Raw genomic sequence first — 23,923 nt, 5'->3', positions numbered from 1 at the left:
CGGGGATGACGTCCACGGTGTACCGGCGGGCGTCGAAGCCTCCGTCGCGGACATGTGCCCAGGAGTGCCTCCGCTCGCGCCACCGCTGGCACCAGGGGGACGCGGTCGGTACCTCCGGCAGGTCCTCGAACGGCAAGGTCTCCTGGACCGGGAACCTCACGGTGCCTCCCCGTCCCCGTGCTCTTGCAGGCCGCCCGCGAAGAGGGGGAGCTGTCCCTCCGGGGTGGCTGCAGGCCGCTGCGCGGGGACGGCGTGCCGGGCGGCAGGGGGTTGCTCGGGTTGACCCGTGTCGGCGGTCTCTTCGACGGCCGCCGTGTGAGGGCAGGGGCAGAGCCACCGGCAGGGCCGCTGGCCCGGTCCGTACCGGATCACGGCGACGACGAACCCTTGGGCGTCGGTAATGGTGTCGGCGTGCTGGTCGACGCGGGGGCCGCCGGCGCTGACGCACCGGTCGTGGTGCCCGGAGGCACAGCCGGGGCAGATGCCGCGCTCGCAGGAGCACCAGCGGTGGAAGCCGCGGGGGTAGGCGTCCTCGATCTTGCGCAGGCCCTTGGTCCAGGTGTGCGCGTGGACCCAGGCGCCTTCCTCCTCGCTCATCGGCGAGGGCACGGTCGAGGGAATGGGGTCGAGGATGCCCATGATCGCGGCGCCGATATGGCGCAGGCGGGTCGTCATGATTCGTCTCCGAACAGGGTGGGGGTGGCGTGAAGTTCGTTCATCCAGGCCAGAAGGCGGGGGAGGTTGGTGTCGGGCCCGAAGGCGAGGTAGGTGCCGTCGCAGCTGGTGCAGCCGAAGGCCTGCGCGATGCGCAGCCGACGGCGCGAGTTGACGCGGCCCATGTGGACGGCCAGTCCGCGCTCCCGGGCCTCAACGGCCAGCCGGTGAGCGGCCGGTGAGGTCTTCCACTCGGTGCTGCCGGCGACGAACAGCACGTCGATCGCATCCCAGGGGATGAGGCCGTGCTCGCTGCCGTCCTGGGCGGCGAACGCGGCCGGGACGCCCAGGGCGCGGATGCGCTCCAGCCAGGGCAGAGACTCGGCGAGGGTGGCCACGGCGTCCATCGGGACGTCGGGGGCGACGGCCCACAGACAGAGCTCGGGGCCGTAGCGGTCGACGGTCGCCTTCAGCCACGCGAACCAGGCCTGCTCGCCGGGCCAGCCCTTGCCGAACTTGCCGTTGTCGCACGCGTACAGGGCGCCGGGCGGGATCACGTTGCCCTGGGCCGGGGTCGTCATGCAGGCCAGGAGTCCGGCCTGCATGGCGGCCCGTACGTCAGCTCCGGAGGGCGTGGCGAGGTACAGCACGGCGGAGACGCGGGGGAGGAGCAGGGGCTGAGGGCATGGGTGCGCGCACGGGAAGTCCTTCCGGAGATGGCGGTGAGGGGCGGTTCAAGTGAGGGGAAGTTGGGCGGCGGAGCCCGAGACGAGGGCGTCCCAGTACTGCTCGAAGTTCTGGTCCTGCTTGTCGATCACCCGGGCGGGGGCGGTGGCGAAGAGTTCCTCCGCCATCGGCCAGCCCTTGGCGCGGGGCCGGACCCAGGCCCGGGCGCGCCCGTATACCGGGTCGTGCTCGACGTCGACGCCGTGCCGCTCGGAGATGCTGATCAGCCGCTGGGCGAGTTGGTGCGGGCGGCCGAGGTCGACGCGCTCGGTGGAGCGCTTCACCGGCCGGCGCCTGCCGTCCTCCGTCACCAGGAACAGGCGGCGCACGTGGTAGAGCGCCCACGGCATGTCGAGCTCGCGCTCGAACGCCTCCAGGCACGCCCGGTCCCGCGGCTGGGCCGGGTCGAACATCTCCAGGAGTGTCTTGCGGCCATAGAGCTTCGCGTTCGGGTTGAGGCTCATCGCCGTGTACTCCAGGCGCAGCACCTCGCCGGCGATGTCCGGGTGGGAGCGCATGCGCTCCATGTGGACTGGCAGCGATCCCATGGAGGCGGAGAAGCAGCAGAACGTGCAGTACGACTTCGGCCAGTGCACGCCGAACCGCTCCAGCAGGTAGGCCTCGCACCGCTGCCGGTTCCAGCCCCAGTCGATGAGCGGGAACTCCCCGGTACGCCCGGGCATCTTCGAGGTGACCTGGTCGCCGAGGCGGCGGCCTTCCTCGTCGGCGTTGAAGCCCATGATCTGGCGGAAGGGGCGGCCGCCGAAGACCTGCTTGAGCCACCAGTCGCCGACGTCTCCCTTCGCCCACAGGGAGCACTTGCGAGTGCCGGCGACCTGGGGCACCGTGCCGACGGACTCCTGGTCGTCCCACAGCGTCCACGGCCCGCGCGCGAAGAGCTGCTCGGGGCGGCGGGAGTCGTCCAGGATCGTGATCCCGTCGGACAGGAGGTGCCCGTTGCGCGCCAGCTGGACGAAGCGCACGCCGTTCTCGCGCAGCAGCGGAAGCATGAACTTGTCGACCAGGAGCCGGGTTTCGGGCCACTCGCTGCCGGTGGCCATGTAGAGGACAGCGGTGCGATCGAGGTCGATCCCGTGCGCCTCCGGGGCGGTGAGCATCTTGGCGAGGTAGGCGGTGGAGTCGGCGCCCAGGCCCCAGTTGATGATGGTGTCCAGGTCGTCGTCGGGGGTGAGGCCGGGCAGTGACGGCGTGTACGTCGTACGGGGCATGGCGGCTCTCACTCCTTGAGGGGCCGGTCGGTCAGCCGCTGGGCGGAGACGATGAGAAGGCGGTCGTCGGCGGGCCACGGGTCGCAGGACTCCCAGGGATCGCCTTGGGACAGCACCACCACCTCGCCGGGCTTCGTGACGAGGCAGCACACGCCGCATTTGCACGACGGGTCGAAGGGCTCGGGGTGGGCGATATAGGGCGTGGTGAAGTAGTCGGCGCCGTCCTTCCCGACCGCGGCCAGGAGCAGGTCGCCGTCCGCGACGTCTCCGGCGCGGGCCACGCGCGCGTGCGGCAGGGCGAGCGCGAGACGGGGGTCCGGGCTGTTCACGGCGAGCTGCTTGTCGATGAGGCGGGCGTTGCCGCTGGACCGGACGTCGCCGGTGGCGGGCGCGGCGAGCAGGGGCCGGTGGAGGCCGACCGCGGTCTCGGCCGCGTGCATCGCCACGACGTGGTCCAGGGCCTCGACGAGGATCACCGCCCGGGCGAGCGCGGCCAGCAGGGCGGCGCTGGCCTTCAGCGTCGCGCCGCTGGCTTCGGTGCCGGGCCGGTAGAGGCTGACGGCCGCACCGCCGCTGTCGAGGATGGAGCGCAGCAGCGGGGCGTGCGCGTGGGGGTGGGCACCGTCCAGGCCGCGCGGCAGGACGGCGAGGGACGCCCGGCCGGTCTCGGCGGCGGCCTGGTGGGCGGTGGAGTCGACGCCGTAGGCGAGCGTGGCGGTGACCGTGTGATCGGCCTCGGCGAGGGCGGTGGCGAAATCGTGCGCGCGGGCGACGGCCTGCTCGGTGGGGACCCGGTTGCCGGTCACGGCGACGGCGCTGCCGGTCAGCCGCGGCAGTCGCTCGCGGCCGCGGACCCACAGACCCAGCGGGCAGGCCGGCCCCAGATCGGCGAGCGAGGTGGGCCACTCCTCGTCCGAGGGGATGACGAACGGGCAGGTCAGCTCTGCCTGGGCGAGTTCCTCGTGCGGCCGGTAGTGTGCCAGGCGCCCGCTGCCGTCGCTGCGGACGCGCCGGTCCCACACCTCGGCCGGGGTGTACTCGGTGAGGCCGGCGGAGAGTTGGCCTGGAGTGAAGTGGGCGGCGAGCGCGGCGCGTGCGGCTCGTTCGGACAGGGCGTGTGCGGGCATGGGCGGCCGGCCTTTCGGGCAGGGCGCGGCACCGGCAGGCGAACCGGTGCCGCGCCGGGGGCGGGCGAAGGGGCAAGTGATCAGCGGCCGACGGGAAGGGGGGCCGTCATCGGCTGCGGTGGAGTGGCCGGGCTAGGACCAGTTGGCGGACCGCTTTCGCTCCCACCAGGCGGGTGGGCTGCCCGGCCGCCCGGGGGCCGTGCGGGACGCGGTGGCGGGCTGAGGCGCCGGGGGAGCGGTGACCGGAGGAGCGGTGACCGGGCGGGCGGCGATCGGACTGGGCAGGCTGGTCTCGGTGTAGGCGATGCGCCTGCGCAGGCTGATGCCGAGGTCGTCGATGCTCAGGTAGATGGAGTCGTCCTTGACCCCGGTGACGCGTCCCTTGACCAGGACGCTGACCCCGTCGACGAGCGATTCGGCGGCGTTGCTGGCCAGGTCCCGCCAGGCGGTGCAGATGTAGGGGATCGGCTCCAGGTCACGCCACTTCTGCGCGGTGGCATCCCACTGCGTGGGGGTCTCGGTGAGGCGGAACCGGCAGACAGCGATGCCCTCTTGGGTGAAGCGGACTTCCACGCCACCGGCGACGGTGCCGGTCACGTGCGTGACGGACGGGGCCATGCGAACAGCTCCATTTAAAATAATAGTGTCTTTCAGGGGATGGTCAACCCCCCTGTCGGCACTTCCCGCCGCCGGAGAGTGCGGTACGGCGGGTGAGACGCCGGAAGCGTGCCTTCCACCCGGTCGGCTGCGCCGGGGCCGGCGGCGGGGCGAGGTTGTCGAACACCGTGGCGTCCCCGATCTCCACCAGCAGCGGCACCGTGCTGTCGGCCCGGACCAACTGCTCGTCGATGGTGTCCAGATGAACGGAGACCCGTACGGCCCCGCGGTCGGCGTCGAGGTAGGCGAACACGAGGATGCCCGCGATCTCCATGCAGGGCAGGCCCTCATCGTCAGGCCCCCGCATCGCGTGGAACACTGCCGCACTGTTCGCCTCCGCGCACTCCTCGGCGTCCGAGAGGCTGGGATTACGGGGCGCGAGCACGCAGCGAGAGATATCCGCGTCGTACAGCGTGTAGCCCTCGATGTCCTCCCTCGACCCGTAGAACAGGTCCACGGCCCTGCGGTCGTCGGCGGGCGGACGGAACGGGACGCCGTCCTCGCCCGCCACGTCGTCCCAGGCGCTGCGCACTTGCTGCGCCAGTGACGCAAGGGCGGAGGCCTCGTCGGACCAGAGCGTGACATCGTCGCTGTGCCGGTCCCACTGGCGCAGCACCCACGCGCGGCCTGTCACCTGCGGGGTGAGGTTCTCCTCGACGGCGAAGCTGAAGCGGCTCAGCCACCCTCCGAGGACGTCGACGGTGTCTGCCCCCGGCCATTCGCCGGTGCGCTCCTGGAGGCTGTCCATCAGGTCGGCCAGGTCGATGATGGCCCCGCCTGTGGGCGTGGCCGGGTCCGGGTTGATCGGCATGGCGGTTTCCTTCCGTGCGGAACGGGCGGTCAGGCCCCGCCCATCAGGGCGTTCCAGAGGTCCATCAGGTGTTGCGCATCCGGGCTGAGGGTCGCGGTGCGCAGGACGCGTTTGCGCAGGACGGGGGCGTCGAGGCTGATGCCGGAGGGCACGTCGGGCCGGTCGGGCAGCGAGACCGGCTGGTAGTTCCGGGTGTGGATCATCCAGGCCTCGTACCGGTCGGCGGGGCTTCCGCTGCGGGCGGGGTGCCCCTCGTCCGTGGTGCGGGACAGGCAGAGGCAGGACGGATCTGTGCAGGGCCGTCCGGCGGGGTGGCTGGCCAGGACCGGGCTGCGGCGGTAGTGCGTGGCGGTGCCGTTCAGCATCGGGCAGTGCGCGGCGGTGTACGGCAGGCACTCGGGGTGCAGCGCCGGTTCCGGGGAGCAGCCCTTGACGACGTCGGCCGGGCGGACGAGCAGGAAGCACCGTTCGTCCAGCGGGTGTTCGCAGATCTGGCACAGGCGTCGCCGGAAGGCGTTGATGGTCTTGTCGGCGTCGAGGACACCGAAGGCCGCGTGACCGTCGTGGATCAGGGTCACGTACGGCACCACCAGCCCGCCCGACAGCGGCCGGTGGGAACAGCGTTGGGGTATCGCGTGCATGGGGTGAGTTCCTTCGGATCGCGGGGGCGTGCCACGGGGGCTCGTGCTGCCGGAGGTCAGCTGCTGGCCGGTGGGGGAGGGTCGGCGGGACCGCCGGCGAGGAGCGCTTCCCAGTGGGCGTAGCGGCAGTCGGTGGCGTCGTGCAGGCGCAGATGCAGCCAGTTGAGGTTGTCTCCGGCCCGGATGACGGCCTCGGCACCGATGGCGGCGGCCCGGGGGTAGATGGTGCCGTCGTCGGGGTCGACCAGGACGACGATCAGTCCCGGGCGGTGCGGCACGTGGCGGAGCGTGAAGTCGGTGTAGCTGCGGTCGTCCAGGAGCACGAGCGGAGCGCGCTGGTACTCCTCGGCGCTGAACAACGGCGATGGCAGGTGCAGGCGGGGGACTGGGCTCGTCCGCAGGCCGACCGGATCGTCGTCGGTGCTGTCGGTGATGACCAGCACCGGGGCCTGCGGTCCTTCCCGTGGGGCTTGTGGTGGGGCGGACATGGCGGTGACACGTCGCTTTCGTGGGGACCGTGGCCAGGGAGAGGCCTCGGGAAAAGGGGAGTTGGCGGCCCGCGGGCGGGGCGGCCGACGGGGGCCGCCCCGCCCGCAGGCGTTCGCTCAGCCGAGCGGGTAGAGCACCAGCGCGGGGAGAGCGGTGTCGGGGATGCCGTCCGCGTACAGCTCGCGTAGGGACTGGTCCGCCTTGAGCTCCTCCGGCAGCGGGAAGACGTCGCCGACGAGGTCGCTGTGGGTCGGCGCGTACCGGGCGAGGCTGTAGGTGGAGAACGGCGAGTAGAGGTTGCCCTCGGCGTCCCGGGACATCACGACGAGCGTGTCTCCGGGCAAGCCCTTCCAGTCCTTGCGGACCAGATGGCGCAGCATGGCGAGGGTCAGGGGGCGGTCGGGGGCCTCGCCGTCCGGGTCGGGGGACGGGGGCCTGCTGCTGGTCGGTCATGACGGCCTTTCACGTGCGGGCAGGGCTGGGAGGCCCGTCCGGTTGATCGGCGGGGTGCGGGCGCCGCCCCGTTGCCGGGGCGGCGCCGTCAGGCCCGGTCAGTCGTCCTCGATCACGTCCAGGCAGGCGACGGGGATACCGCTGCCCGGGATCCGGAAGCGCTTCGTGTCCTCGGGGATGCGGTACTTGGGCTTGCCCGGCTCGCCGTTGCGCGGGTCGCGGCGCAGGATGCGGGTGGACTCCTCGTCCAGCAGGAAGCCCGCGCGGCTGCCGGTGCGGTTGCGCTCCTGCACGGTGCCGGTGAGGCCGCGCAGCAGGGCCGGGCGCAGGGAGTCGTTGAGGCGGGCCCGGCGTCCGGCCACGATGCCCGCGAACGCTTCCTTGTCGATCGCGCTGAGCCGCAGCGCGGAGGCCTCCTGGACCTTCGCGACCTGGATCGCATTCGGCAGTTTGCCGATGAAGTCGAGGACCTCGTCCATGGTGAGGGGCATGCTGGTTCGCCTCTCTGTGACGCGGGGGGTTGGGGAACCGGCCGGGCACGGGCGTGCCCGGCCGGGGCTTGGGGGAGGTGCTGGTCAGGCGGCGGTGTCGGGCCGGTGGCGGGTGACCGCCTGGTCCTCGACCTCGGACAGCCGGTAGCTGCCGTTGTCGTCCTGGCCGAGCGCTTCGAGGAGCAGCAGGTAGCGGGCCTGCCGCACGGTGAGGTTCGACCACGTCTTGGGCTCGCGGATGTCGTACTCGCAGGCAGCGGCGACGTGCGCGAACAGCGCGTTGACGACGCGTGCCTTGGGCAACTGCACCGCTGTCTCCGTCAGGTCCGCGTTCTCGGGCTCCTTGATGCCCAGGAAGCGGGCGACGGTCTCGGACTCGTGCTTGTCGGTCCAGGAGCTGTAGAAGTGCGGGAGGGTGAGCACGACTTCCTGCGCGAAGACGCGGGCCGCATCCGGCAGGGTCTTCTGGCGCACCAGGCGGGCGACGAAGTCCTGACGGGGACCGGCTGCGGCCTTCCAGGCCCGGTTGCAGGCGATGACCTTGCGGCGCTCCTCCGCCCGCTGCTCGTCCTCCTCCGTCCTGGGCTTCTTCGGCTGGGGTCGGACCTTGTGTCCGTACGCGGCCGGGTCGGAGCAGTGCCACACGGGCTGGTGCTCGTCGTCGAGCCGGGCGCTGTGGCCGGGGCAGTTCTTGTGGTTGTCCTCCGTGAGCGGGTTGCCCAACTGGGTGGTCAGCTCAGCCAGGGGCTTGGACGTGTCCTTCTGCCCGTATCCCGGCTGCCCCAGCAGCGGGATGTCCGCCTTCTTGAGGGCCTCCTCGGCCTTGGTCCGGGCGTCGTCGTCGGCCTGCTCGGCCTTGAGCAGCGCCATCTCCTGGTCCCAGTGGCCGCGCCCGCCGTTGCCCTCCTGGCGGTCGCGCTCCAGCGCTCGCAGCAGGCGGCGTTCCGCGCCGCGCACGTGCTCGACCTCGGCGAGCTGGGCGGTCTGCTCCAGGTCCATGCCTCCGGCCGTTGCCCGGCGAAGGGTGGCGTCGTCGAGCTTCTGCGCCGCCCTGGCCTGCTTGGCGGCGTTGCGGCCGACACCAAGAGCCTTGGCGGCCTGGCGTCGCTCGACCTCGCTCATGTCGATCAGGGACAGCTCCTGCGACTTGAGGATGTCGCGCTCGCTCATCCCCTCGCGGTGCTTGTTCTCGACCAGGGACAGGAACCGAGTCCAGCCGTCGCGGCCGACCAGGTCTTCCCGTACGTGTGCCTTGATCCTGCGTACGGGGCGGCCGTCCTGTTCGGCGGTTTCGTTGGCGATCTTCTGCGCCTGTGCGCGCCGCCAGCCCTTGAAAGCGCCGTACGTGCCGTCGGGCCGGGGCCGGACACTGATGGTCTCCTCGACACCGATCTCCTTGACGGAGGCGATCAGCTCCTCGTCCGGTTCCGTGTCCTCCTCGCGGGCGTTGCATTCGTCACGCACCACCTGCGCCGGGTCGAGCAGGACGATCTGCGGCGCGTCTTCCTCCTCGTGCGTGACGGGTTCGGTGGGCTGGGTCGAGACGGCGGTGGCCATGGGGCTCTCCTTCTCCTTGCCTGTTCGGCGAATTGGGGCGGTTGGGGTGTCGCCCCCTCGCTTCAAATGTAATAATAGTGTGTTCTGGTGTGGGGGCTAGATACCCTCTGACCTGCGCAAACGCTGCTTCTTGGGGGTGTCTGAGGTGCTCCGGATGGCGATCTCTGCCGACGAGTCCGGGCCTCACCTCAGCTCAGGTCGTGCACGATGTGCCAGCACGGACCGGACAAGATCGTGAGCCCCAGTTTCCTCACCTGCTCAAGCAGGGCGTCGTCCCACCCGGCGCTGACCGGGAGAGAGGGAACTGCCCGGTACGTGTTGGGTCCGAGCTCCTCGTAGCCCGCTCCGAGAACGGTGTGCTCGTCGTCGCCGACCGTGAACAGCTGCACGCGCACGTCGGCAGGGTTCCCGCTGGCGGGGCGGTGTGTCTGGGCTTGCAGCGACCCGTCCAGCGCTTCCCGCTTTCGGGGCGGCGCGAGCACGACGCCGTAGACGGCGTACACGTTGTGGGACACGGACATGGTTCAACCTCTCTGGATCAGTGGCCGGTTCGGCATGCGGGCGACGCGGGCGCGGGCGCGGCCGGCCGGAGCGAACGGGCGCGGTGGCGGCGGTCGGGAAGCCGGGGCGCTCACGTGGCGCGCGGGTGCCGGCTGCGTGTGCGGGCGGCCCGGATCTCCGCGTCGAAGTCCGGGTACTGCCTAGACGCCGACGGCAGCAGCGCGGTGCGGACGTCCATGGCCCGGGTGAGAACCCCCAGTTGCGCGGGAGACAGCACCCAGGGGCCCCGCTCGTCAGCGTCCAGCACGGACAGCAGGTCCTCGGCAGTGCCGACGTCCTCGGCCTGCCCGAACACCGGGTGTGTCCGGTTGACCCGCAGTGCGAGGCTCAGGCTGGCTCCCAGGTGAGGGGCGTAGCAGCGCCGGTCGGGCGTGATCACCTGGTGGCCGTTGGGGACGGTGAGGATCTGGAGTACGCCCGCGAGCACGATGAGCCGTTCGTCGCTCTGGACGGGGAACGTCGACTCCGTAGCCGGGCTGCCGCAGGAGCGGCAACGGTAGGTGCCCGGGCTCTCGGGCCGATAGCGGCCGCTGTGGCAGACGTGGCAAAGGATCGGAACGGGCACGGTGCACCTCCGCGCGGGCGCCCCTGGGCCGGGGCCCCCGCAGGCATGGGCGGTCAGGGCTTCATGCGGGTGACACGGGAGCTCGGCAGGTGGACGCGCAGGACGTCCTCGTGCGAGGGCGGGTCGAGAGCCGCCAGCCGGTGGAGCGCTTCGGACAGCTTCGGGTCCGCGAAGTCCTCCTCGGCCCTCGCCGCTTCGCCGACCGGCACCATGCGTGCCGTGGTCTCGGTGTGCCTGAGGTCCGGCATCTCCTCGGTGGGCGCGAGAGCCGCGATGAACGGGCTCCATCCCACAGACATCCCGCTGCCCGTCCGCTGCTCCGTCGTCGTGAAGTACGCCGCCACGGCCTGCGGTCCGTCGCCCGGCTGCTCGTCGGCGAAGGCCCGGGCCCGGTCGGCGACGACCTGCCGCCATCCCCGCTCCGCCGCATGGTCGGCGACGGTGGCCAGCGTCTCAAGGGTCTTGGGTGGAAGATCGCGGAGCGCGGCGCGCATCAGGGGCGTGGTCGGCTCGGCCAGCAGCGCGGCCAGTTCCTCGTGTTTCATCGCCGGTGTCCTTCCGTGGCGTGGCGGTGAGGGGGCCCGTACGGCGGGGTGGTGGCCCCGCCGTACGGGGTGTTCCGCAGGGCCAACAACATCAATAATAGTGTCTTTCTGGGTGAGGTGAACCCACCCCTGACCTGCGGTTTTACGGCCAGTCGTGCTCTCGGCGGGGCGGCAGCGGGAAGGTGCGCCGGGGGTCCATGCGTACACAGCGTTCGCAGTAGGCCGTGACGCGGTTGGCGGTGCACTCGCCCCACTGGCACTCGAAGCGCTCGCGCGGGCCGCAGATCAGGCACCGCCACAGCGTGATCCCGTGCAGTTCGCACGGCTCGTAGCGCTTGCGCGCGGGCAGCAGCTCCAGGGCGGGGCGGGGGCGTTCGAGGCGGGCGACGTCGGCGGCCGGGAACGACTCGTCGCCGTCGCGTATCCAGCGGGGCGACAACTGGGCGTACCGCTCGGGCGTGGTGTAGTACGGCCAACCGGCCGGGCTGAATACCTTGGCCAGAGCACCGCCGGTGATCAGGGTCTCCAGCCGGTCATGGCTGAACTCGCCGCGCAGGGAGAGCATTACGTCCTGGCGCAGGCTGAAGCCGTACCCGTACCGGCGCAGGATCCGGTGCTCGGTGGCGGCCGGGCCCGTCTGGGCGGCGTCCAGTTGCTCGACGGCCTCGATCGCGGCCGTCGGGCTGGCGGTCAGCTCGCGTACCGCGTCCTCGGCGGCCGCGCGGGTGGCGTGGCTGCTGAGGGCGTACCCGTGGAGCTGGTCCACGACCTGGTGGCGTCCGTCGTGCTCGGCGGCGGCGTACCGGACGGGCCGCTGCGGCTGGGTGCGGCGTCGGGGCATGGCGGAACTCCATCTGCGCAAAGGGGCGGGAGGTGGCGGCGGAGGCCGGCCGGGCGGCGGTCAGCTCCTGGGCAGCGGCTTGTTGACGGAGAAGACGTAGTGGCCCAGCTCACGCAGCATGCCGGCGATGTCGTCCACGGCCGCGGGGTCGTGGTCGGCCTGGCGCGTGTACGCCTCGATCTCGCTGTTCCAGGCGAACCCCTTGGCGGCAGGGGACTGTTCGGTGACGGGCGTGAGGTCGTCGGAGGACTGCGGAGCGGCGACGAGTCCGTGAGCGGGGTCGGGCACGACGAGGAACACCGGGCTCCTTCCGTGCGGGCCGCCCTGGTCGGGGCGGCCCGCAAGCCGGGGCGGATGGCTGGTCAGTGGATGACGGCGACGGTGTAGTCGGCGTCCAGGACGGCGAGCGCGGCGCGGATGGACGCGCGGGTCTCCGCGCTCGGGACCGAGTAGGGGAAGTCCAGGGCGAGCACCGCGTCGTCCAGGTCGTCGTCGGTCATCGGCAGCGTGTATCCGCTGCGGTAGAGGGCGACGGCGGTCGCGGTGGCGACACGGACGCGGTTGTAGGCGATGGCCTCCCCGGCCGTGACGTCGGTGCCGAGCGCTTCGCGCGCAGTGGGCGGCAGTTCCGCGATCCCGGCGGCGAACCGGCGGGCGGGAATGCGGATACGTGCCGGTCGCAGGGCGCGGCGCAGCGTTCGAAGCATGGCAACTCCTGGGGCTGGAAGGGGGAAGGGGGCCGTCACCTGGTGAAAGAAGTGGGGGAGGTGGCGGCACCCCCCGACGCACTACTAATAATAGTGTAAGTCGGGGGTGTGTGAACCCACCCCTGACCTGCACAAACGGGGAAGCGGGCGAGTCTGCGCCCGACACCTCAGAGCTGCGGGGCGTACGCGGCCAGAGACTTCGGTGCCGCCCTGGTGTAGATGCCTTCCAGGCTCGACGGTGCGATCAGGCCCCAGGCGAAGGTGACAGTGTCGGCGTAGAACTGCCCGCGCCGGGGGTGCGGCGGGGTGAAGGCGCGCAGGGCGCCGATGCCGTAGACCTCCAGCGTGCCGTCGAGCAACGCGTCGCGCTGCTCCCCGGTCACGTCCGGTCCGTACTTGTCGAACTGCTCGTCGGCCACGACGGCGAAGACGGGGCTGAGGTCATCCTCGGTGGGGCCGAACATGCTGCGCCAGTGGGCAAGGTCAGCCATGGCCTCCGCGCGGCTGGCGCGGGTGCTGCGGTAGTCCACGCCGTCGCGATGGTCGGCGAACTCGTCCGTGTCGTACAGCCACGCCTCGAACTGGTGCTCCGCGTACGTCCCGACGCCGTTGTGGCGGCGGCGCAGGAACCCGAAGGGCTCGCCGTCGACGAGTACAGGGTGGCGCTCCGTGCAGAACTCGCAGGTCACGCCGACGTGGCGCAGGAAGCGTTGTAGGCGGGGGAACCGGGCGAACCGGGTGGCGCAGTTGCAGCAGGTGTACACCTCCCAGCGGGAGGGGCTCGCGACCGTGTCATGGTGGCACTGCGGGCACTGGTAGGCCTTGTTGCTGTACCAGTCGATGACCGGCATCGGGGTCCCTTGCACGGCAAGCTCCTGAGAACTGGATTCGGGGGAAGGGGGTGGGCCGTCGCCCCGGAGGGCGGGTGTCGGCGCGGCGACGGCCCGGGCTCACTATCTATAATAGTGTGAGTTAGGTTTGTGTGAACCCCCGTCTGACCTGCTGGGTTACTGTGTTGCCGAGGTCTTTCAGTGCCGGTGGGCCGACGGCGTGGCGTCCGGTCCGAGGTCCGGCGGAACGCAGTAGTCGACGTCCGATTCCGGGGAGACGAGGTCGCCGGTGTCGGTGTCGGTGCAGTAGGCGTCGAAGACCTCGCCTGCGGTGAGGGGGTCGAACTCGCCCGTGCGCAGCCGCCAGCCGTAGACCCGGTCCGGGGAGCTCGGGGCGGAGCTCCGCATGACCAGCCCGCCGGGGCTCCGGGTCGCCAGACCGAGGGCCAGGACGGTGGTGAACTCAAGGGCCTCGGACTCGTCGAGCTGGCACGTGCCGTCCGGGCCTGTATCCGCGTGGAGGACGGCGACCAGGGTTTCCGGTGCCGCAGAGACGCTGCAGACGAGGTGCCGCTCGCCCGGCCGGGCCGTGTCGAGGATGCGGGCCAGCAAGCCCGATGCCCGGGCGAAGGCTGACCGGCCGATGTCCTCGCCGCAGGAGGCGCAGGCCCCGAGCCGGGCCAGGAGTGCGGTCGCGTACTCCCAGGTGGCATGGCGGACGGCTTCGTCGGCCAGGGCCGGGATCAGGTCGGCCAGGGGCTGGCCGTCGTACGGGATGGTCGGGCCCGTGGTGGCGAGTTGGGCGGTGAAGCTCGCGCGGCTGGACGGGCTGTCGGGGTCGAGGCCGGTGTCGGTGCAGAAGTCGGCGTACTCCTGCGGGTCGAAGAGGGCGACCGCGGTTCGCATGCCCTGGGAGGCGCGGCTGCTGAGAAGGTCTTCGAACGCTTTCAGGTAGGCCTTGAAGTCGGTGAAGGCGAAGGTGCGGTAGTGCCGCATGGCGCGGAAGTCGTGCTCGTCGGCGAGCAGGCCGATGGTGCCGGCTATTTCGCGGCGCAGGGCACGCAGCATGGTGTGGCGGTCGGTGTCCGCTGTGTCGCCCGCCGCGTGCGACAGACGCTCGGGGGACTGGGGTGCGTGGGTCACGTGCGCGCCTTTCTCGCGGAGTTGCAGGGACCGCTCGCGCCGGGCCGGGCGGCGGGAACGAGCGGCTCGCGCTGGCCGGTCGCCGGGGACGTCATGAGGTGGTGGTCCACAGCGGGTAGCCGGACCGGATCTCGACGTGCCAGCCGCGTCCCTGGAATACGGGCGTGTACGGGTCGCCGCAGTGCTCGGTGACCATGGAGCTCACCGCCCGCGTGAACTCGTGGTCCGTGAGCTCGGAGGCGTTCTCGACCGTCGCGCACGGCTCGTCGGACGTGATCGAGGGACCCATGCCGGTGGGCGGGTAGTTGTACCCGAACATCTCGCCCTCGGCGTTGATCCTGTGGAACATCCACTCGCACCGCTTCATGGGGACCTTCCTGGCGCAGGGGCGGGCTCTCCGCCTCACAACTTCAATAATAGTGTCTTCCGTGTAGGTGTGAACCCTCCACTGACCTGCGGTTTCGTTACTCGTTCTGTTCGGATCATCACCCGTCGTGGGCGTCGGCAGGGTCGGGGCTCCAGTGCATTCCGTCGGCGGCGAGTGAGGCGTCCACGGGCACGGTCCCCTGAAAGTGGCGGTCGTTCGGCTCGTCGTCCTGGGCGTGGGCGTCAGTCCACTCGTCGGCGGCCTGCTCGGCACCGAGGGCGCGAAGCAGGTCGGTCAGGGCGTCGACTTCGGTGCATCCAAGGCTGGCGGCGACGTCGGACGTGATGACGGTGGTGCCCCATGCGTCCGTGAACGCGTGGGCGACGTCGGCCGGGATGCTGACGGTGTCGGCCATCGTGTGCTCCGGTGGGCGGTCAGGTGGATGCGATGTGCGTGCCTGCGAGGGGATTTGAACCCCTGACCACCCGCAAGTGGGGCCGCTCTACCGCTGAGCTACGCAGGCTTGGGGCCGCCGGTGCGGCGGCCGGGTGATGGCCGGTCAGCGTCCGGCGATCTCACGAAGCCGCTTCAAGGCGGTGGGCCCGTCGACGTACCAGAACGTCTCGCTGGGCTTCAGGCCGAGAGCCTTGGCGGCAACGTCACAGATCAGGCGACGCTCCTCGCCTCGCTCCGCGTAGACGCTGGCGAGTGTCTCGTACTCGTCGCCGTCATCGTCCGTGCCGGTGACCTCTGTCTGTTCCTCGTCGGACAGGGACACGAGCGTCCAGCCGGTGAGGTGCGCCGTCCATCCGGCTGCGCATAGTTGGGAACCGCATGCCGGAGCCTCCTCGGGGGTCAACCGGAGGGCCTCGGGCAGATATGCCCAGTGGTCCATGTGGAAGACGTCGGGCTGCGCCTCGATGGCGGCCAGGACGGCAGACGCCACGGTGGCGGGCGTCTCGGGCTTCGGGGTGACCTCGGTATCGGTCATCACAGCTCCAGTCATGTGGTGCGGCGTTGGAGTAGTGCTGGCGGGACTCGAACCCGCGACCTCAGGACTTATAAGATCCGCGCTCTACACAGCTGAGCTACAGCACCTCGGTGTTCGGTTGTCGGGGCCGCGCCCCTCGGCCCGGTCGGGCGGGCGCGGCCCCGTTCTGGGGGAGGGGTCTGCGGAGGTGGAGCGGGAATCGGTGGGCGGCAACCGCTCTCGACATCTAATAATAGTGTCTTCGGATTGAGAGGGAACCCGCCCCTGACCTGCGCTTCTTACTCCTGTGACGCCTGGGCGAACGCGGCCAGCATGGCAATCACGGAGCTGGGGCGCCCGGACGCTTCGGCCTGCACCCCCTCACCGGAGGGGCCCACCAGCACGGTGACGCTGTCGACCTGGACGGGGCCGCGCTCCCCGGGCGGCCTGGTGTCGTGCTGCCAGATGATGCGGGTGCGCCGGTACTGCTCCTCGATCCGGGCCCCGGGGAGTGCGCCGGCCACGGCTTCGGCGACGGCGCGGCGGCCGGTCTCCTCCGCCTCCTGCCGTGCGGTGATTTCGGCGGCCTGCTGCGCGGCCTCGGCGTGCAGGGGATACAGCCGCCGGGTGATCTCACGGGCCACGTGGCGGCCGCTGCGGGCTGTGACCCCGATCGACGGCGCGATCATCTTGGTCTCGTCCGGCAGTGCGGCGTGAATCTTCAGACGGTCGGGACGGCGGTCGTCGGGCTGGCACAGGCGCAGGGCGCGGCCGTCACCGTCGACGATTAGACGCCCCAAACCACGCCCGTAGTCGGTGAGGTCGGCCGTACGGCAATGCGTACCCAGCTCCCGCGCCACTTCGTCGGCAAACTCGTCGAACTGCTCCTGCGTGATCAACTCGCGTGTCATGGCGGTAGGTTCACTCCTTCGGATGGCTGGTGGGGGTGCTCGGCGCGGGGCTCCGCGCGCCCTGGTCGCGGATCTCGGCCTCCCGGCGGGCGTCCTCGGCGGTGTAACCGGTGTCGCACCATGGGCGGCACAGCTGGCCTGCGGGTGCCTCGCACGTCTCGCACTGGTCGTCGAAGTCCTCCGGGCGCCACGGCCGCAGCTGGCCGCTCACGGTGCGGCGGTCCACAGAGGGAGGCCGGTGGTGGTTCGGGCACTGATGCCCGGGTGCACGGGTACCTCGCGGTAGTCGGACACCTTCACGTAGCCGCCCCGTTCGGTGTCGAGGCGGACCGGCGCGCCCTCCCATTCCCACTGCTCGATGAGGTCTGCGGGGAGGTTGTCGATGTCGTCGGCCTCGACCTGTACGGCCCATGCGGTCAGTTCCTCGCCGTACTCCCGCCGCCACTCCTGCAGGACGGTGAAGAGGTGGGCGAAGTCGTCGACCAGGGCCAGGGCGCGGGCCTGGTCGGGGGCGGGGTCCTCGGCGTAGGTCGGCGCATCGGGGCGGGTGTGCTCACCGAGGCTCATCAGCCAACGCATGATCAGAACATCTCCCTCGTAGGGCGGGTGGGGCGTGTAGGTGAGGGGCGGTGCGCCAGGGGCGTCCGGACGGGTCGGGTTTGCGGTAGCGGTACAGGAAGCGGGCAGCCCACCCGTGGCTGGCGAAACCGGGAACGCCGCCGCCTTACGGGGTTGCCTCCCGTCGCGCCTCCCTCAGCTCTCCGTCGGAGCCGGGTTGGCCCGGATCACGGCCGTGATGGCCTTGATGGACGGGGTGTCGTGCTGACCCCTGCGGTCCGGCGTGACGCACAGCCCGGACCGGGTCCGGCGCGCGACGCCGGAAGCGACGAAATAGGGCAGGTCGTACTGCCACTTCCGGCCCCCGTCGGCCGGTCGAGCTACGCGGAGGTTCAGGAGGAAACCCCCGTCAAGGGGCGCCCACGCCTGCTGTGTCTTCCAGCCGTGGGCCTCAGCGAGCGCGAACAGGACAGCAACCGGCTTCGGCAGGGCGTAGCCCTCGGGAGCAGCATCCGTGATGCCTGCCTCCAGCCGTCCCTGCGTGACATCACGGACGTGCCGCTCGGCCGGGGTCAGAACGCTGTCGCGCTCCAGGGCGGCGACCAGGGTGACGGTCCGTCCGCTGTAGCGGCAGGTGATCCCGACGCCGTACGCGTCACGGATCACCGCACGCCGCGTGCCGTTCATGTCCCACGTCGACTTCGGCTCGTGCGTGGTCAGGACGCCGTTGCGGACGCTCGTCGTGTTGCCGCACGGGCACACCGTCTCCACGGTGCGCAGCAGGTTGGACCACACGTTCGGCAGGAGGATCGTCGGATCGTGCTTCTCCCCAGTAGCGAGCTGTTCGAGCATGGTCGGCATGGTGCTTTCCTCTGTGCCGGTGGTCACGAGGCGGTGCGGGCAGGCGCGTTGCCCATGTATGCGGTGTCGATCTCGTCGGGCCATTCGCAGTCGACGCACGGGCGGCGCTCGCACCATCGCCAGTCGTGGCCGTGGGGGCAGCGGGGCGCCCGGTAGGTGACGTGCACGACGGCCGAGTACGTGTGGTGCGCGTAGCGGACCGGGTCGGCGTGCTGGTGGTAGACGGAGTTGGAGTCGTCGAGGTGTTCGGAGACGGTGGAGACGGTGACCTCGTGGCGCTTGTTGTCGACGTCGGCGGTGATGTAGCGGTCGCCGGTTTCGAGGGTGCGGGCGTACTGCCGGCCGGTGCTCGGGGCCATCTCGGGCTCCTTCGTGGTCAAGTGCCCCCGCGATCACGGGCTGAGTGCGTGGGTGAGGGGCGGTGGGTCAGGGGCGACCGGACGGCTCGGGCTTGCGGTAGCGGTAGAGGAAGCGCGCGGCCCACGTGCGGCTGGCAAAGCCGGGGATGCCGCCGCCGCTGCCGGGGCGGTTGCCGGGGTACTCGGCGACCCACGCGTTGACGCCGTTCGGGTCCTGCCAGACGACCCCGTAGCAGGTACTGCGATCTTGGCGGTCAAGGACCCGGCGGCCGAACGAGCCGGTGTTGGCGGCGAACGTGAACTCCTCGGGCACGGTGGCTCCTTCGGTCGGGGTCGGGTGCGAGAGGGGGCGGGGCGGTCCGTGGCACCCTCTCTCACACTTCCAATAATAGTGTGTCTAGGGGTGTGAACCCGCCCCTGACCTGCGCTTTCCTCCGGCTGTCAGGGTGTGCCGACCAGGGACGGACGGCGGCCGCGCGGGCGCCTGAGCTGCTGGGCACGCAGGGAGTCGGCTTCCGCCTGGGCGCGGCGGGCGCGCTCGTGCTCTTCGGCGGCCGCGCTGACGCAGTAGGGGGCGCACCACTGCAATCCCCTGATCTTCTGGGTCAGTGAGTCGGGGCGGTCGGCCAGCATCAGCAGCAGGACCGGGTGCGGGGAGAGGGCGAGCCACTGTGCGGCGGTCCGCCAGGCGGCTTCGGTGGCCTTCCGTGCGGGGAGGGCGGTACGGGCTTCGCGCTCCAGGCGGACCGCTTCGGCCTGGTGGTAGGAGGCGGACCAGGTGAGGAAGCGCAGCAGGCCCGGGGTGTCGCGCTGCCGGGAGGCCTCCAGGATCGCGGGCAGGTCGGCGCGCTGCGCGACGTGCTCGGCGCAGCCGCGCAGGACGGCGGTGAGTACCGCGGCTGTCTTCTCCGACGGCGGGTGATCGGCAGCGGAGGACAGCGGGTTTACCGAGACCTCGGGGCGGTCAAGGCTGTCGCGGTAGAAGATCAGGCTGCCGTGGTAGCCGGTGCGGCCGTTGGCGAGTCGCGGGAGGTCCTCGTCGGGGGCGGTGGTCTTGAACGCGTTCACGGGGCCGAGACAGGCGCGTACGGCGGTGAACTGGTCCCAGTGGCGGGGGTGGGTAGTGCCGGTGACGTGCACGCTGCCGCGCATCGCCCCGCCCAGCTCGAACACGACGGCGTCGGCCTCGCGGGGGCCGGCTGTGGCGCGCACGGGGCCGGCGGGCGTGTCGATGGTCAGGCTCGGGCTGGTCATGGGCTGCGACTCCTCGGTGCTCGACTGGGTGGGCTGGGGGCCTGCCGCCCCGCGCTCGCCGAAGGGGAGGGCGCGGGCGTCGGGGCGGCAGGTCTTCGGCCAGTGGCGCGCTGGCCGGGTTGGCCGTCCGTCCCCCTGGGGCTGGGGAGGACGGGAACGGCGTCTGTGGGTTATTCCTGCGCGTGGTGGGCCCAACAGGTGCAGCCCGTGCCATCGGTGCGGGATCGGCCCCACAGGCGCACCGGGTCGTGTTCGGATTCCGGGTAACCGCACTCGGCGCATGGCGGGCCCCACGATGCGGGCTCGTCGGTCGGCTCGGCGGTGTAGATCTCCTCAGGACTCCACGGGAACCCGCCGGGCTCGAACCTGACCGTTGCGTCGGGCATGAGGTGCGCCCACCCTGCGGGCCAACCGACCGGGGGCTTTCGGCGGCATTTGGCGATGGCATCGCGGACCGCTTGACCTCGCCACAGCTGCGTGACACCGGTCGGGCCGGTCACGCGGTAGGCGGCGGCCGTCACTTGCTCGTCCGGCCGGTTGATCAGGACTCCGGATGCCTTGTCCGGCACGAACGTGACGACGGAGTGATTGCGGGTCCGGCGGTACCGGATCACTCCGTCGTCCGCCATACGCGCATCGCTGGACAACCAGAAATTGAGACTGCCCCGAAGCCACCTGTCGACGTCCTTGCCGCCTATGGTGCGCAGTCCGTAGCTGACACCCTGGGCCGGAAACTGCCCCGCGCGGCCTACAACCTGGGCGTACGTCACATGGATGTCCGCCTGGTCCATGTGGATGTACGAACCTTCGATCCCCCAGTCGGGTACGCGGTAGGCGATAAGCCGGGTACCGGGAAGTGGCTGCCGGGCGGGGATGTCGTCGTGGTCCGTGGGTGCCGGGGTGACGGCGGGCGTGTCAGGCACGGGGGTCCTCCTCGTCGGTGTCGAGGAGCGGCAGGACCGGGGCGTCGTAGACCTCGCGTGTGACGGCGGAGACGTCGGGGCACGGAATGACGGCGGCCTGGAGTGCGGCCGTGTCCATGGGGTGAAGCCACCCGCCGCGTATGGTCCAGCCGCACGCCCGGGGGTTGGGCTCGGCGGCCGTGGTGGCGACCAGGACGGCGCTGCGCATCGTGCTGCCCTCCAGCGCGAACACCAGCAGCATGCGCAGGGCGCAGAACTCGTCTTCGTCCAGGACGGCCAGGCGCAGCGGCTCCATGCCGATCGAGAGATCGGTTCGGCCCGTGACGAACGCGTCGTCGGTCCGCTCGGCAACGAGGTTCAGCGTGTGCTCGCCGTCTCCGAGTGCCTGGAACACGGCGGTGAGGGCGGTCAGGGTGCGGCTCATGGCGGCCGCGATGGCGTCGTCTCCGGGGTGGGTGAGCTCCGGTCGTGCAGACATGAGGACTCCTTGCGGGGCGGTGGGCGACGGAGGCCGGCCGCACTGCGCCCCTGGGCACAACGGGTGTCTTGTGGGCGCGCGGGCGGCTCCGCCGACGCGTCGCGCTGCCGCTACGCGGCAGGGGCCGGCGCGGGCGCGCTCCGTGCTCCCTGCGGGGCTGGGGCGCGCTCCGCGCTCTGGGGACGGTCGGGCCCGTGCGGGCCGGGCTGGGGGAGTTGCCCGGCCCGCACGGGGGTCTGTCAGCCGTGCGCGGCGGCGGCCGTGAGGGCGGGAACCGCGAGCGCTTCCAGGGCGGCGGCCTGGTCGGCGTCGGTGAGGGTCTGCGCGGTCGACGTGATGGCCTGCATCACGCCCCCGGCCGTCATCTGACCGCCCCGGACGAAGTGGGCAAGGATCTTGTCCTTGGCCTCGTTGCCGATGCTGAGCGTCTTGGTGACGTGCTCGATGGTCTTCGTCGGCTCGTCCAGCGTCTTACCGGCGGCGGCCTCCATCTCGCGCACCTTGGCCTCGACGTACTCCCGTGACAGGAAGGTGCGCACCGCGTCGGCGGTCTTGGACTTGATCAGTTCCAGCGTCTTGCGCTCCGTCTCGTTCGACCAGGACACGACCCCTTCGTCCTGCTTGCCTCCGAGGTGAACGGCGCGCATGACGTCCTTGGACTGGGTCAGGCCGTTGCGGCAGACCTGGACGACCGCGCGCGGGGTGATGGTGTACGCCCCGGAACCGACCTCGCTGTTGCTGATGACGAAACCGGCGGAGATCACCGGCAGTTCGTCACCGCTGCGGCCGTCGAACGGGGAGCGGTAGCCGCGCAGCAGCCTGGGGGCGTGGATGGCGACCGCTTTGGACTCGATCCGCACGTACATGCGGCGGTCTGTCAGGTCGCAGCCGGTGACGCGCGTGGGGTGCCCGGACTGGGTCACTCCGTCCAGTGCGGCGAGCAGCATGTCGAAGTTGTCCATCAGCTTGTAGCTGTCGGACAGCAGTGCGCGGGCCACGCCCTCGGCGGGCGGCATACCGGGGCCGTTCTCGCCCCGGAACGCGCGGAGCATGAACTTCCGCTCGGGGGCCTCCCGAAGCCACGCGTTCACGTTCTCGTCCAGGAGCGGGACGTTTTCCGCGCGCATCCGGCGCAGGTAGGCCAGCGGGATGCGGAGCTTGTCAGAGATCCCCTCGTCGGCAACGGCGGTGGGCCGGTAGATGCCGTCGACGTCCGTCACACCGTCCTCGGTGATCAGAGACTCCATACCCTCGACGTGCACGTTTCCCTCACGGAAGCGCAGCGCGGCGGCGGGAGCGATCACGTCCAGCTTCCGGCGGTTCTGGTCCTCCAGGATGCTGACCAGGTCGGAGAGTTCGGCGTTCCGGGCGCCGGTGGGAGCTAGGTCCGTGGCGCGCTCGGCGAACTGCTGAGTCATGCGGTGTTCCCCTTCGTTGTTGGTCTCTGCGGGTCGGGGGCCGGAGCCACCGACCCCCGAACAACTTCAATAATAGTGTGTTTCAGGGGTGGGTAAACCCACCCCTGACCTGCACACTTAGACCAGCGGCGCGCGGAACTCGGGGAGCGGCGTCACGCTCTGCGGCCGTACGTCCGTGACAGCGGCCACCGGAATGCCACTGATCACCTCGCACAGGTCGTAGCGGACGCTGTGAGCCGCTCCGACCGGGCCGGCCTCCGCCTTGATCGCCCGCACCCAGTAGACGCCGTGATGCCGTGTCAGGCTCCCGTGATACCTGACCTTCTGCCACAGGACCGGTCCGGCGTCCTGCGGGTCAAGTATCCGAGCCAATGAGAGCGCAAGCTGATTCGCCACCCGATCGGACAGCAGCAGCCCCAGGAACGCACGGTCAACCGTCGCCCGGTCGACCGGAACATCGGCCATTGCGGGGCCGGTGTGGCCGGTGCGCACACCCATGGCCCAACCCAACTCGAAGAACGACCGGACGACGTCCAGCTGTTCGGGAGACACCCTCAGAGCGTCCGGGTCGCTCTCGCTGCGCGCCATTTCCCGCAGCGCGTAACGGGCCTGCTCCTTCTCGGCGTCCGTGAGCGGGGCTCCGGCTTCCTGGGCCTGTTCTGCAATCCGCGTGTTCTCCATGGTCCCTTTCCCTTTCTTTGATGCCGGGTGGAAGGGGGCGCCTCTATTGGGGCGCCCCCGTGCGGATTACTTCAGGAACCCGTTCGACCGGAGGAACTCGGCCGTGATGAGCGCGATTCCGTGGGGCTTGTAGATCTGCGGGAATCGCCGCAACTCGACCTCCATGCGCCCGGACTTGTCCGGGTCGATGAATTCCTGAACCAGACGGTAAGGCTCCTCGCCTGTCGGCATTTCCAGCACGACCGGACCGGCGGCCTTGGTCTCGAATCGAATTCCGGTGTAATTCCGGTCGGCGTTGTGCACGATCTTGACCCCTGCCCGCGCGCACAGCAGCGGCAGGAAGTTCGCGACGGTGCGGGCCCGAACTGCAAGCTCGGTCATGGGCGCGTCTGCGCCGCGCACTCCGCGAACGATCCCGTCAGTGATCGTAAGTTCCACGTTCTTCCCCTTCGTTGGTCCCTTGCGGTTCCTGGGGGTCGCCTCCCCCAGAACTTCAAATAATAGTGTCTCTCTCGTTCTGAGGGAACCCCTGTTGCGCTGCGAGTTGCGCTGGATGTTGCGCCAAGGTGTTGCGGTGGAGGTTGCGTTGGGTGTTGCGGGGCCTGGTGGCCGGCTTCTACGTCGCCCCTGGTCACCCCAGCAATCAGGCGTGGTACGCCTGCTGACATCCCCTCTGCGGCCGCTGCTCCATGCCCAAGTAGAAGAGAGAATGGGGGGCGGGCGTGGTCGGCGCGGCGGCGTCGGGGATCGGGCGGGGTTGTTCCTGTGTTGCGCGTCGGTCTGGGGCCGTCGCGCGGGTGGTGGTGGGGTGGGTCCGGGGCTGGCTGTGGTGGTGGGGTGGGTGGCTGTGGTCTCTCTCTGTCTCCTCTCTCTCTTCCCTCCTGCCGGAGGCAGTCCTCTTCCTCTCCCTTCCTCACTGGCAACCGGGTCCCGGAGGGGCCTGGTTGCCCTCTCTTGGTATTCCGTGATTTACTTTTTTCACGGAATATCAATCAAATACCCTCGGTTTTAAGGGAATCGGAGATTCCCCCCGGATCTCGCCTCAGGAAAAGGAACATGACGCACCCTCAACACATTCTCCAACTCAAACCCGAACTCCCCGTCAACACAACAAAC

The 23,923-nt window shown here is 70.5% G+C and carries 34 protein-coding genes and 2 tRNA genes; all 36 read right to left on the bottom strand.

Going from position 1 to position 23,923, the window contains the following annotated elements:
- Positions 1-156: 156 nt before the first annotated feature.
- The gene (locus P8T65_RS00180; RefSeq protein WP_316723372.1) at positions 157-675 is read right to left on the bottom strand and encodes a DUF6248 family natural product biosynthesis protein; all 519 of its coding nucleotides are present in this window, start codon (positions 673-675) and stop codon (positions 157-159) included.
- Positions 672-1,304 (bottom strand): hypothetical protein, encoded by a 633-nt coding sequence (locus P8T65_RS00175; RefSeq protein WP_316723371.1) that lies wholly within the window; start codon positions 1,302-1,304, stop codon positions 672-674. Before P8T65_RS00175 ends, P8T65_RS00180 begins: the two co-directional genes overlap by 4 nt.
- A gap of 84 nt (positions 1,305-1,388) precedes the next feature.
- Positions 1,389-2,609, bottom strand: coding sequence for a hypothetical protein (locus P8T65_RS00170; protein WP_316723370.1), 1,221 nt, complete (start codon positions 2,607-2,609; stop codon positions 1,389-1,391).
- A gap of 8 nt (positions 2,610-2,617) precedes the next feature.
- Positions 2,618-3,736, bottom strand: a complete 1,119-nt coding sequence (locus tag P8T65_RS00165; protein WP_316723369.1) for a DNA-processing protein DprA — start codon at positions 3,734-3,736, stop codon at positions 2,618-2,620.
- Between the two features lie 132 nt (positions 3,737-3,868).
- Positions 3,869-4,354 carry a single-stranded DNA-binding protein gene (locus P8T65_RS00160; protein WP_210549093.1) on the bottom strand — a complete coding sequence of 162 codons (486 nt, stop codon included), beginning with the start codon at positions 4,352-4,354 and terminating at the stop codon, positions 3,869-3,871.
- 43 nt (positions 4,355-4,397) lie between these two features.
- The gene (locus P8T65_RS00155; protein WP_316723368.1) at positions 4,398-5,204 is read right to left on the bottom strand and encodes a hypothetical protein; all 807 of its coding nucleotides are present in this window, start codon (positions 5,202-5,204) and stop codon (positions 4,398-4,400) included.
- A gap of 29 nt (positions 5,205-5,233) precedes the next feature.
- Positions 5,234-5,845 (bottom strand): cell envelope biogenesis protein OmpA, encoded by a 612-nt coding sequence (locus P8T65_RS00150; protein ID WP_316723367.1) that lies wholly within the window; start codon positions 5,843-5,845, stop codon positions 5,234-5,236.
- A gap of 56 nt (positions 5,846-5,901) precedes the next feature.
- Positions 5,902-6,288, bottom strand: coding sequence for a hypothetical protein (locus tag P8T65_RS00145; RefSeq protein ID WP_316723366.1), 387 nt, complete (start codon positions 6,286-6,288; stop codon positions 5,902-5,904).
- A 162-nt stretch (positions 6,289-6,450) separates the two neighbouring features.
- Positions 6,451-6,714, bottom strand: coding sequence for a hypothetical protein (locus tag P8T65_RS00140; RefSeq protein ID WP_316723365.1), 264 nt, complete (start codon positions 6,712-6,714; stop codon positions 6,451-6,453).
- A 171-nt stretch (positions 6,715-6,885) separates the two neighbouring features.
- Positions 6,886-7,278, bottom strand: coding sequence for a hypothetical protein (locus tag P8T65_RS00135; protein ID WP_316723364.1), 393 nt, complete (start codon positions 7,276-7,278; stop codon positions 6,886-6,888).
- Between the two features lie 84 nt (positions 7,279-7,362).
- A complete protein-coding gene (locus P8T65_RS00130) occupies positions 7,363-8,835 on the bottom strand; it encodes a ParB N-terminal domain-containing protein (RefSeq protein ID WP_316723363.1) in 1,473 nt (490 codons plus the stop codon).
- 188 nt (positions 8,836-9,023) lie between these two features.
- Positions 9,024-9,356 (bottom strand): hypothetical protein, encoded by a 333-nt coding sequence (locus P8T65_RS00125; protein WP_316723362.1) that lies wholly within the window; start codon positions 9,354-9,356, stop codon positions 9,024-9,026.
- Between the two features lie 110 nt (positions 9,357-9,466).
- A complete protein-coding gene (locus P8T65_RS00120) occupies positions 9,467-9,961 on the bottom strand; it encodes a hypothetical protein (protein WP_316723361.1) in 495 nt (164 codons plus the stop codon).
- Positions 9,962-10,014: 53 nt separating this feature from the next.
- Positions 10,015-10,506 carry a hypothetical protein gene (locus P8T65_RS00115; RefSeq protein ID WP_316723360.1) on the bottom strand — a complete coding sequence of 164 codons (492 nt, stop codon included), beginning with the start codon at positions 10,504-10,506 and terminating at the stop codon, positions 10,015-10,017.
- Between the two features lie 142 nt (positions 10,507-10,648).
- Positions 10,649-11,347 (bottom strand): hypothetical protein, encoded by a 699-nt coding sequence (locus P8T65_RS00110; protein ID WP_316723359.1) that lies wholly within the window; start codon positions 11,345-11,347, stop codon positions 10,649-10,651.
- Positions 11,348-11,407: 60 nt separating this feature from the next.
- Positions 11,408-11,647: a hypothetical protein gene (locus tag P8T65_RS00105; protein ID WP_316723358.1), complete on the bottom strand. Its 240-nt coding sequence runs from the start codon at positions 11,645-11,647 to the stop codon at positions 11,408-11,410.
- Between the two features lie 62 nt (positions 11,648-11,709).
- Positions 11,710-12,054, bottom strand: a complete 345-nt coding sequence (locus tag P8T65_RS00100) for a hypothetical protein (protein ID WP_316723357.1) — start codon at positions 12,052-12,054, stop codon at positions 11,710-11,712.
- A gap of 167 nt (positions 12,055-12,221) precedes the next feature.
- Positions 12,222-12,920, bottom strand: coding sequence for a hypothetical protein (locus tag P8T65_RS00095; RefSeq protein ID WP_316723356.1), 699 nt, complete (start codon positions 12,918-12,920; stop codon positions 12,222-12,224).
- 162 nt (positions 12,921-13,082) lie between these two features.
- A complete protein-coding gene (locus P8T65_RS00090) occupies positions 13,083-13,952 on the bottom strand; it encodes a hypothetical protein (protein WP_316731439.1) in 870 nt (289 codons plus the stop codon).
- Between the two features lie 166 nt (positions 13,953-14,118).
- On the bottom strand, positions 14,119-14,394 hold the full coding sequence (locus P8T65_RS00085) for a hypothetical protein (protein WP_316723355.1): 276 nt from the start codon (positions 14,392-14,394) through the stop codon (positions 14,119-14,121).
- A 118-nt stretch (positions 14,395-14,512) separates the two neighbouring features.
- Positions 14,513-14,809: a hypothetical protein gene (locus P8T65_RS00080; RefSeq protein WP_316723354.1), complete on the bottom strand. Its 297-nt coding sequence runs from the start codon at positions 14,807-14,809 to the stop codon at positions 14,513-14,515.
- A gap of 39 nt (positions 14,810-14,848) precedes the next feature.
- Positions 14,849-14,917, bottom strand: a tRNA-OTHER gene (locus P8T65_RS00075).
- A gap of 36 nt (positions 14,918-14,953) precedes the next feature.
- Entirely contained in the window at positions 14,954-15,385 is a 432-nt protein-coding gene (locus P8T65_RS00070) for a hypothetical protein (RefSeq protein ID WP_316723353.1), read from the bottom strand.
- A gap of 32 nt (positions 15,386-15,417) precedes the next feature.
- Positions 15,418-15,492 (bottom strand) — tRNA-Ile (locus P8T65_RS00065).
- 171 nt (positions 15,493-15,663) lie between these two features.
- Positions 15,664-16,275 (bottom strand): hypothetical protein, encoded by a 612-nt coding sequence (locus tag P8T65_RS00060; RefSeq protein WP_316723352.1) that lies wholly within the window; start codon positions 16,273-16,275, stop codon positions 15,664-15,666.
- Between the two features lie 10 nt (positions 16,276-16,285).
- Complete coding sequence (locus P8T65_RS00055; RefSeq protein ID WP_316723351.1) at positions 16,286-16,486, bottom strand: hypothetical protein; 201 nt, start codon at positions 16,484-16,486, stop codon at positions 16,286-16,288.
- The gene (locus P8T65_RS00050) at positions 16,483-16,854 is read right to left on the bottom strand and encodes a hypothetical protein (RefSeq protein ID WP_316723350.1); all 372 of its coding nucleotides are present in this window, start codon (positions 16,852-16,854) and stop codon (positions 16,483-16,485) included. The genes P8T65_RS00055 and P8T65_RS00050 overlap by 4 nt, the downstream gene beginning before the upstream one ends.
- A 174-nt stretch (positions 16,855-17,028) precedes the next feature.
- Positions 17,029-17,694 (bottom strand): hypothetical protein, encoded by a 666-nt coding sequence (locus P8T65_RS00045; RefSeq protein ID WP_316723349.1) that lies wholly within the window; start codon positions 17,692-17,694, stop codon positions 17,029-17,031.
- A gap of 23 nt (positions 17,695-17,717) precedes the next feature.
- Positions 17,718-18,053 carry a hypothetical protein gene (locus P8T65_RS00040; protein WP_316723348.1) on the bottom strand — a complete coding sequence of 112 codons (336 nt, stop codon included), beginning with the start codon at positions 18,051-18,053 and terminating at the stop codon, positions 17,718-17,720.
- 67 nt (positions 18,054-18,120) lie between these two features.
- The gene (locus P8T65_RS00035; protein ID WP_316723347.1) at positions 18,121-18,366 is read right to left on the bottom strand and encodes a hypothetical protein; all 246 of its coding nucleotides are present in this window, start codon (positions 18,364-18,366) and stop codon (positions 18,121-18,123) included.
- A gap of 128 nt (positions 18,367-18,494) precedes the next feature.
- On the bottom strand, positions 18,495-19,307 hold the full coding sequence (locus tag P8T65_RS00030) for a hypothetical protein (RefSeq protein ID WP_316723346.1): 813 nt from the start codon (positions 19,305-19,307) through the stop codon (positions 18,495-18,497).
- A 170-nt stretch (positions 19,308-19,477) separates the two neighbouring features.
- Complete coding sequence (locus tag P8T65_RS00025) at positions 19,478-20,098, bottom strand: hypothetical protein (protein ID WP_316723345.1); 621 nt, start codon at positions 20,096-20,098, stop codon at positions 19,478-19,480.
- A gap of 124 nt (positions 20,099-20,222) precedes the next feature.
- Complete coding sequence (locus P8T65_RS00020) at positions 20,223-20,708, bottom strand: hypothetical protein (RefSeq protein WP_316723344.1); 486 nt, start codon at positions 20,706-20,708, stop codon at positions 20,223-20,225.
- Between the two features lie 239 nt (positions 20,709-20,947).
- Complete coding sequence (locus tag P8T65_RS00015; protein ID WP_316723343.1) at positions 20,948-22,126, bottom strand: DUF932 domain-containing protein; 1,179 nt, start codon at positions 22,124-22,126, stop codon at positions 20,948-20,950.
- A 117-nt stretch (positions 22,127-22,243) separates the two neighbouring features.
- Positions 22,244-22,807, bottom strand: a complete 564-nt coding sequence (locus tag P8T65_RS00010; protein WP_316723342.1) for a hypothetical protein — start codon at positions 22,805-22,807, stop codon at positions 22,244-22,246.
- Positions 22,808-22,873: 66 nt separating this feature from the next.
- Positions 22,874-23,245: a hypothetical protein gene (locus tag P8T65_RS00005; protein WP_316723341.1), complete on the bottom strand. Its 372-nt coding sequence runs from the start codon at positions 23,243-23,245 to the stop codon at positions 22,874-22,876.
- Between the last annotated feature and the right edge of the window lie 678 nt (positions 23,246-23,923).

The sequence above is a fragment of the Streptomyces sp. 11x1 genome (assembly GCF_032598905.1).
Classification (GTDB): domain Bacteria; phylum Actinomycetota; class Actinomycetes; order Streptomycetales; family Streptomycetaceae; genus Streptomyces.
The sequence above is the reverse complement of the archived record's forward strand: the minus strand, read 5'-3'. Positions and strand labels throughout refer to the sequence as shown.

What these genes read in the sequence shown, in the direction of transcription:
- P8T65_RS00180 (WP_316723372.1), bottom strand. Translation starts at nt 675, where the DNA reads ATGACGACCCGCCTGCGCCATATCGGCGCCGCGATCATGGGCATCCTC.
- P8T65_RS00170 (WP_316723370.1), bottom strand. Translation starts at nt 2,609, where the DNA reads ATGCCCCGTACGACGTACACGCCGTCACTGCCCGGCCTCACCCCCGAC.
- P8T65_RS00165 (WP_316723369.1), bottom strand. Translation starts at nt 3,736, where the DNA reads ATGCCCGCACACGCCCTGTCCGAACGAGCCGCACGCGCCGCGCTCGCC.
- P8T65_RS00160 (WP_210549093.1), bottom strand. Translation starts at nt 4,354, where the DNA reads ATGGCCCCGTCCGTCACGCACGTGACCGGCACCGTCGCCGGTGGCGTG.
- P8T65_RS00155 (WP_316723368.1), bottom strand. Translation starts at nt 5,204, where the DNA reads ATGCCGATCAACCCGGACCCGGCCACGCCCACAGGCGGGGCCATCATC.
- P8T65_RS00150 (WP_316723367.1), bottom strand. Translation starts at nt 5,845, where the DNA reads ATGCACGCGATACCCCAACGCTGTTCCCACCGGCCGCTGTCGGGCGGG.
- P8T65_RS00140 (WP_316723365.1), bottom strand. Translation starts at nt 6,714, where the DNA reads ATGCTGCGCCATCTGGTCCGCAAGGACTGGAAGGGCTTGCCCGGAGAC.
- P8T65_RS00135 (WP_316723364.1), bottom strand. Translation starts at nt 7,278, where the DNA reads ATGCCCCTCACCATGGACGAGGTCCTCGACTTCATCGGCAAACTGCCG.
- P8T65_RS00130 (WP_316723363.1), bottom strand. Translation starts at nt 8,835, where the DNA reads ATGGCCACCGCCGTCTCGACCCAGCCCACCGAACCCGTCACGCACGAG.
- P8T65_RS00125 (WP_316723362.1), bottom strand. Translation starts at nt 9,356, where the DNA reads ATGTCCGTGTCCCACAACGTGTACGCCGTCTACGGCGTCGTGCTCGCG.
- P8T65_RS00115 (WP_316723360.1), bottom strand. Translation starts at nt 10,506, where the DNA reads ATGAAACACGAGGAACTGGCCGCGCTGCTGGCCGAGCCGACCACGCCC.
- P8T65_RS00110 (WP_316723359.1), bottom strand. Translation starts at nt 11,347, where the DNA reads ATGCCCCGACGCCGCACCCAGCCGCAGCGGCCCGTCCGGTACGCCGCC.
- P8T65_RS00100 (WP_316723357.1), bottom strand. Translation starts at nt 12,054, where the DNA reads ATGCTTCGAACGCTGCGCCGCGCCCTGCGACCGGCACGTATCCGCATT.
- P8T65_RS00090 (WP_316731439.1), bottom strand. Translation starts at nt 13,952, where the DNA reads ATGCTGCGTGCCCTGCGCCGCGAAATAGCCGGCACCATCGGCCTGCTC.
- P8T65_RS00085 (WP_316723355.1), bottom strand. Translation starts at nt 14,394, where the DNA reads ATGAAGCGGTGCGAGTGGATGTTCCACAGGATCAACGCCGAGGGCGAG.
- P8T65_RS00080 (WP_316723354.1), bottom strand. Translation starts at nt 14,809, where the DNA reads ATGGCCGACACCGTCAGCATCCCGGCCGACGTCGCCCACGCGTTCACG.
- P8T65_RS00070 (WP_316723353.1), bottom strand. Translation starts at nt 15,385, where the DNA reads ATGACCGATACCGAGGTCACCCCGAAGCCCGAGACGCCCGCCACCGTG.
- P8T65_RS00060 (WP_316723352.1), bottom strand. Translation starts at nt 16,275, where the DNA reads ATGACACGCGAGTTGATCACGCAGGAGCAGTTCGACGAGTTTGCCGAC.
- P8T65_RS00050 (WP_316723350.1), bottom strand. Translation starts at nt 16,854, where the DNA reads ATGCGTTGGCTGATGAGCCTCGGTGAGCACACCCGCCCCGATGCGCCG.
- P8T65_RS00045 (WP_316723349.1), bottom strand. Translation starts at nt 17,694, where the DNA reads ATGCCGACCATGCTCGAACAGCTCGCTACTGGGGAGAAGCACGATCCG.
- P8T65_RS00040 (WP_316723348.1), bottom strand. Translation starts at nt 18,053, where the DNA reads ATGGCCCCGAGCACCGGCCGGCAGTACGCCCGCACCCTCGAAACCGGC.
- P8T65_RS00030 (WP_316723346.1), bottom strand. Translation starts at nt 19,307, where the DNA reads ATGACCAGCCCGAGCCTGACCATCGACACGCCCGCCGGCCCCGTGCGC.
- P8T65_RS00025 (WP_316723345.1), bottom strand. Translation starts at nt 20,098, where the DNA reads ATGGACCAGGCGGACATCCATGTGACGTACGCCCAGGTTGTAGGCCGC.
- P8T65_RS00020 (WP_316723344.1), bottom strand. Translation starts at nt 20,708, where the DNA reads ATGTCTGCACGACCGGAGCTCACCCACCCCGGAGACGACGCCATCGCG.
- P8T65_RS00015 (WP_316723343.1), bottom strand. Translation starts at nt 22,126, where the DNA reads ATGACTCAGCAGTTCGCCGAGCGCGCCACGGACCTAGCTCCCACCGGC.
- P8T65_RS00010 (WP_316723342.1), bottom strand. Translation starts at nt 22,807, where the DNA reads ATGGAGAACACGCGGATTGCAGAACAGGCCCAGGAAGCCGGAGCCCCG.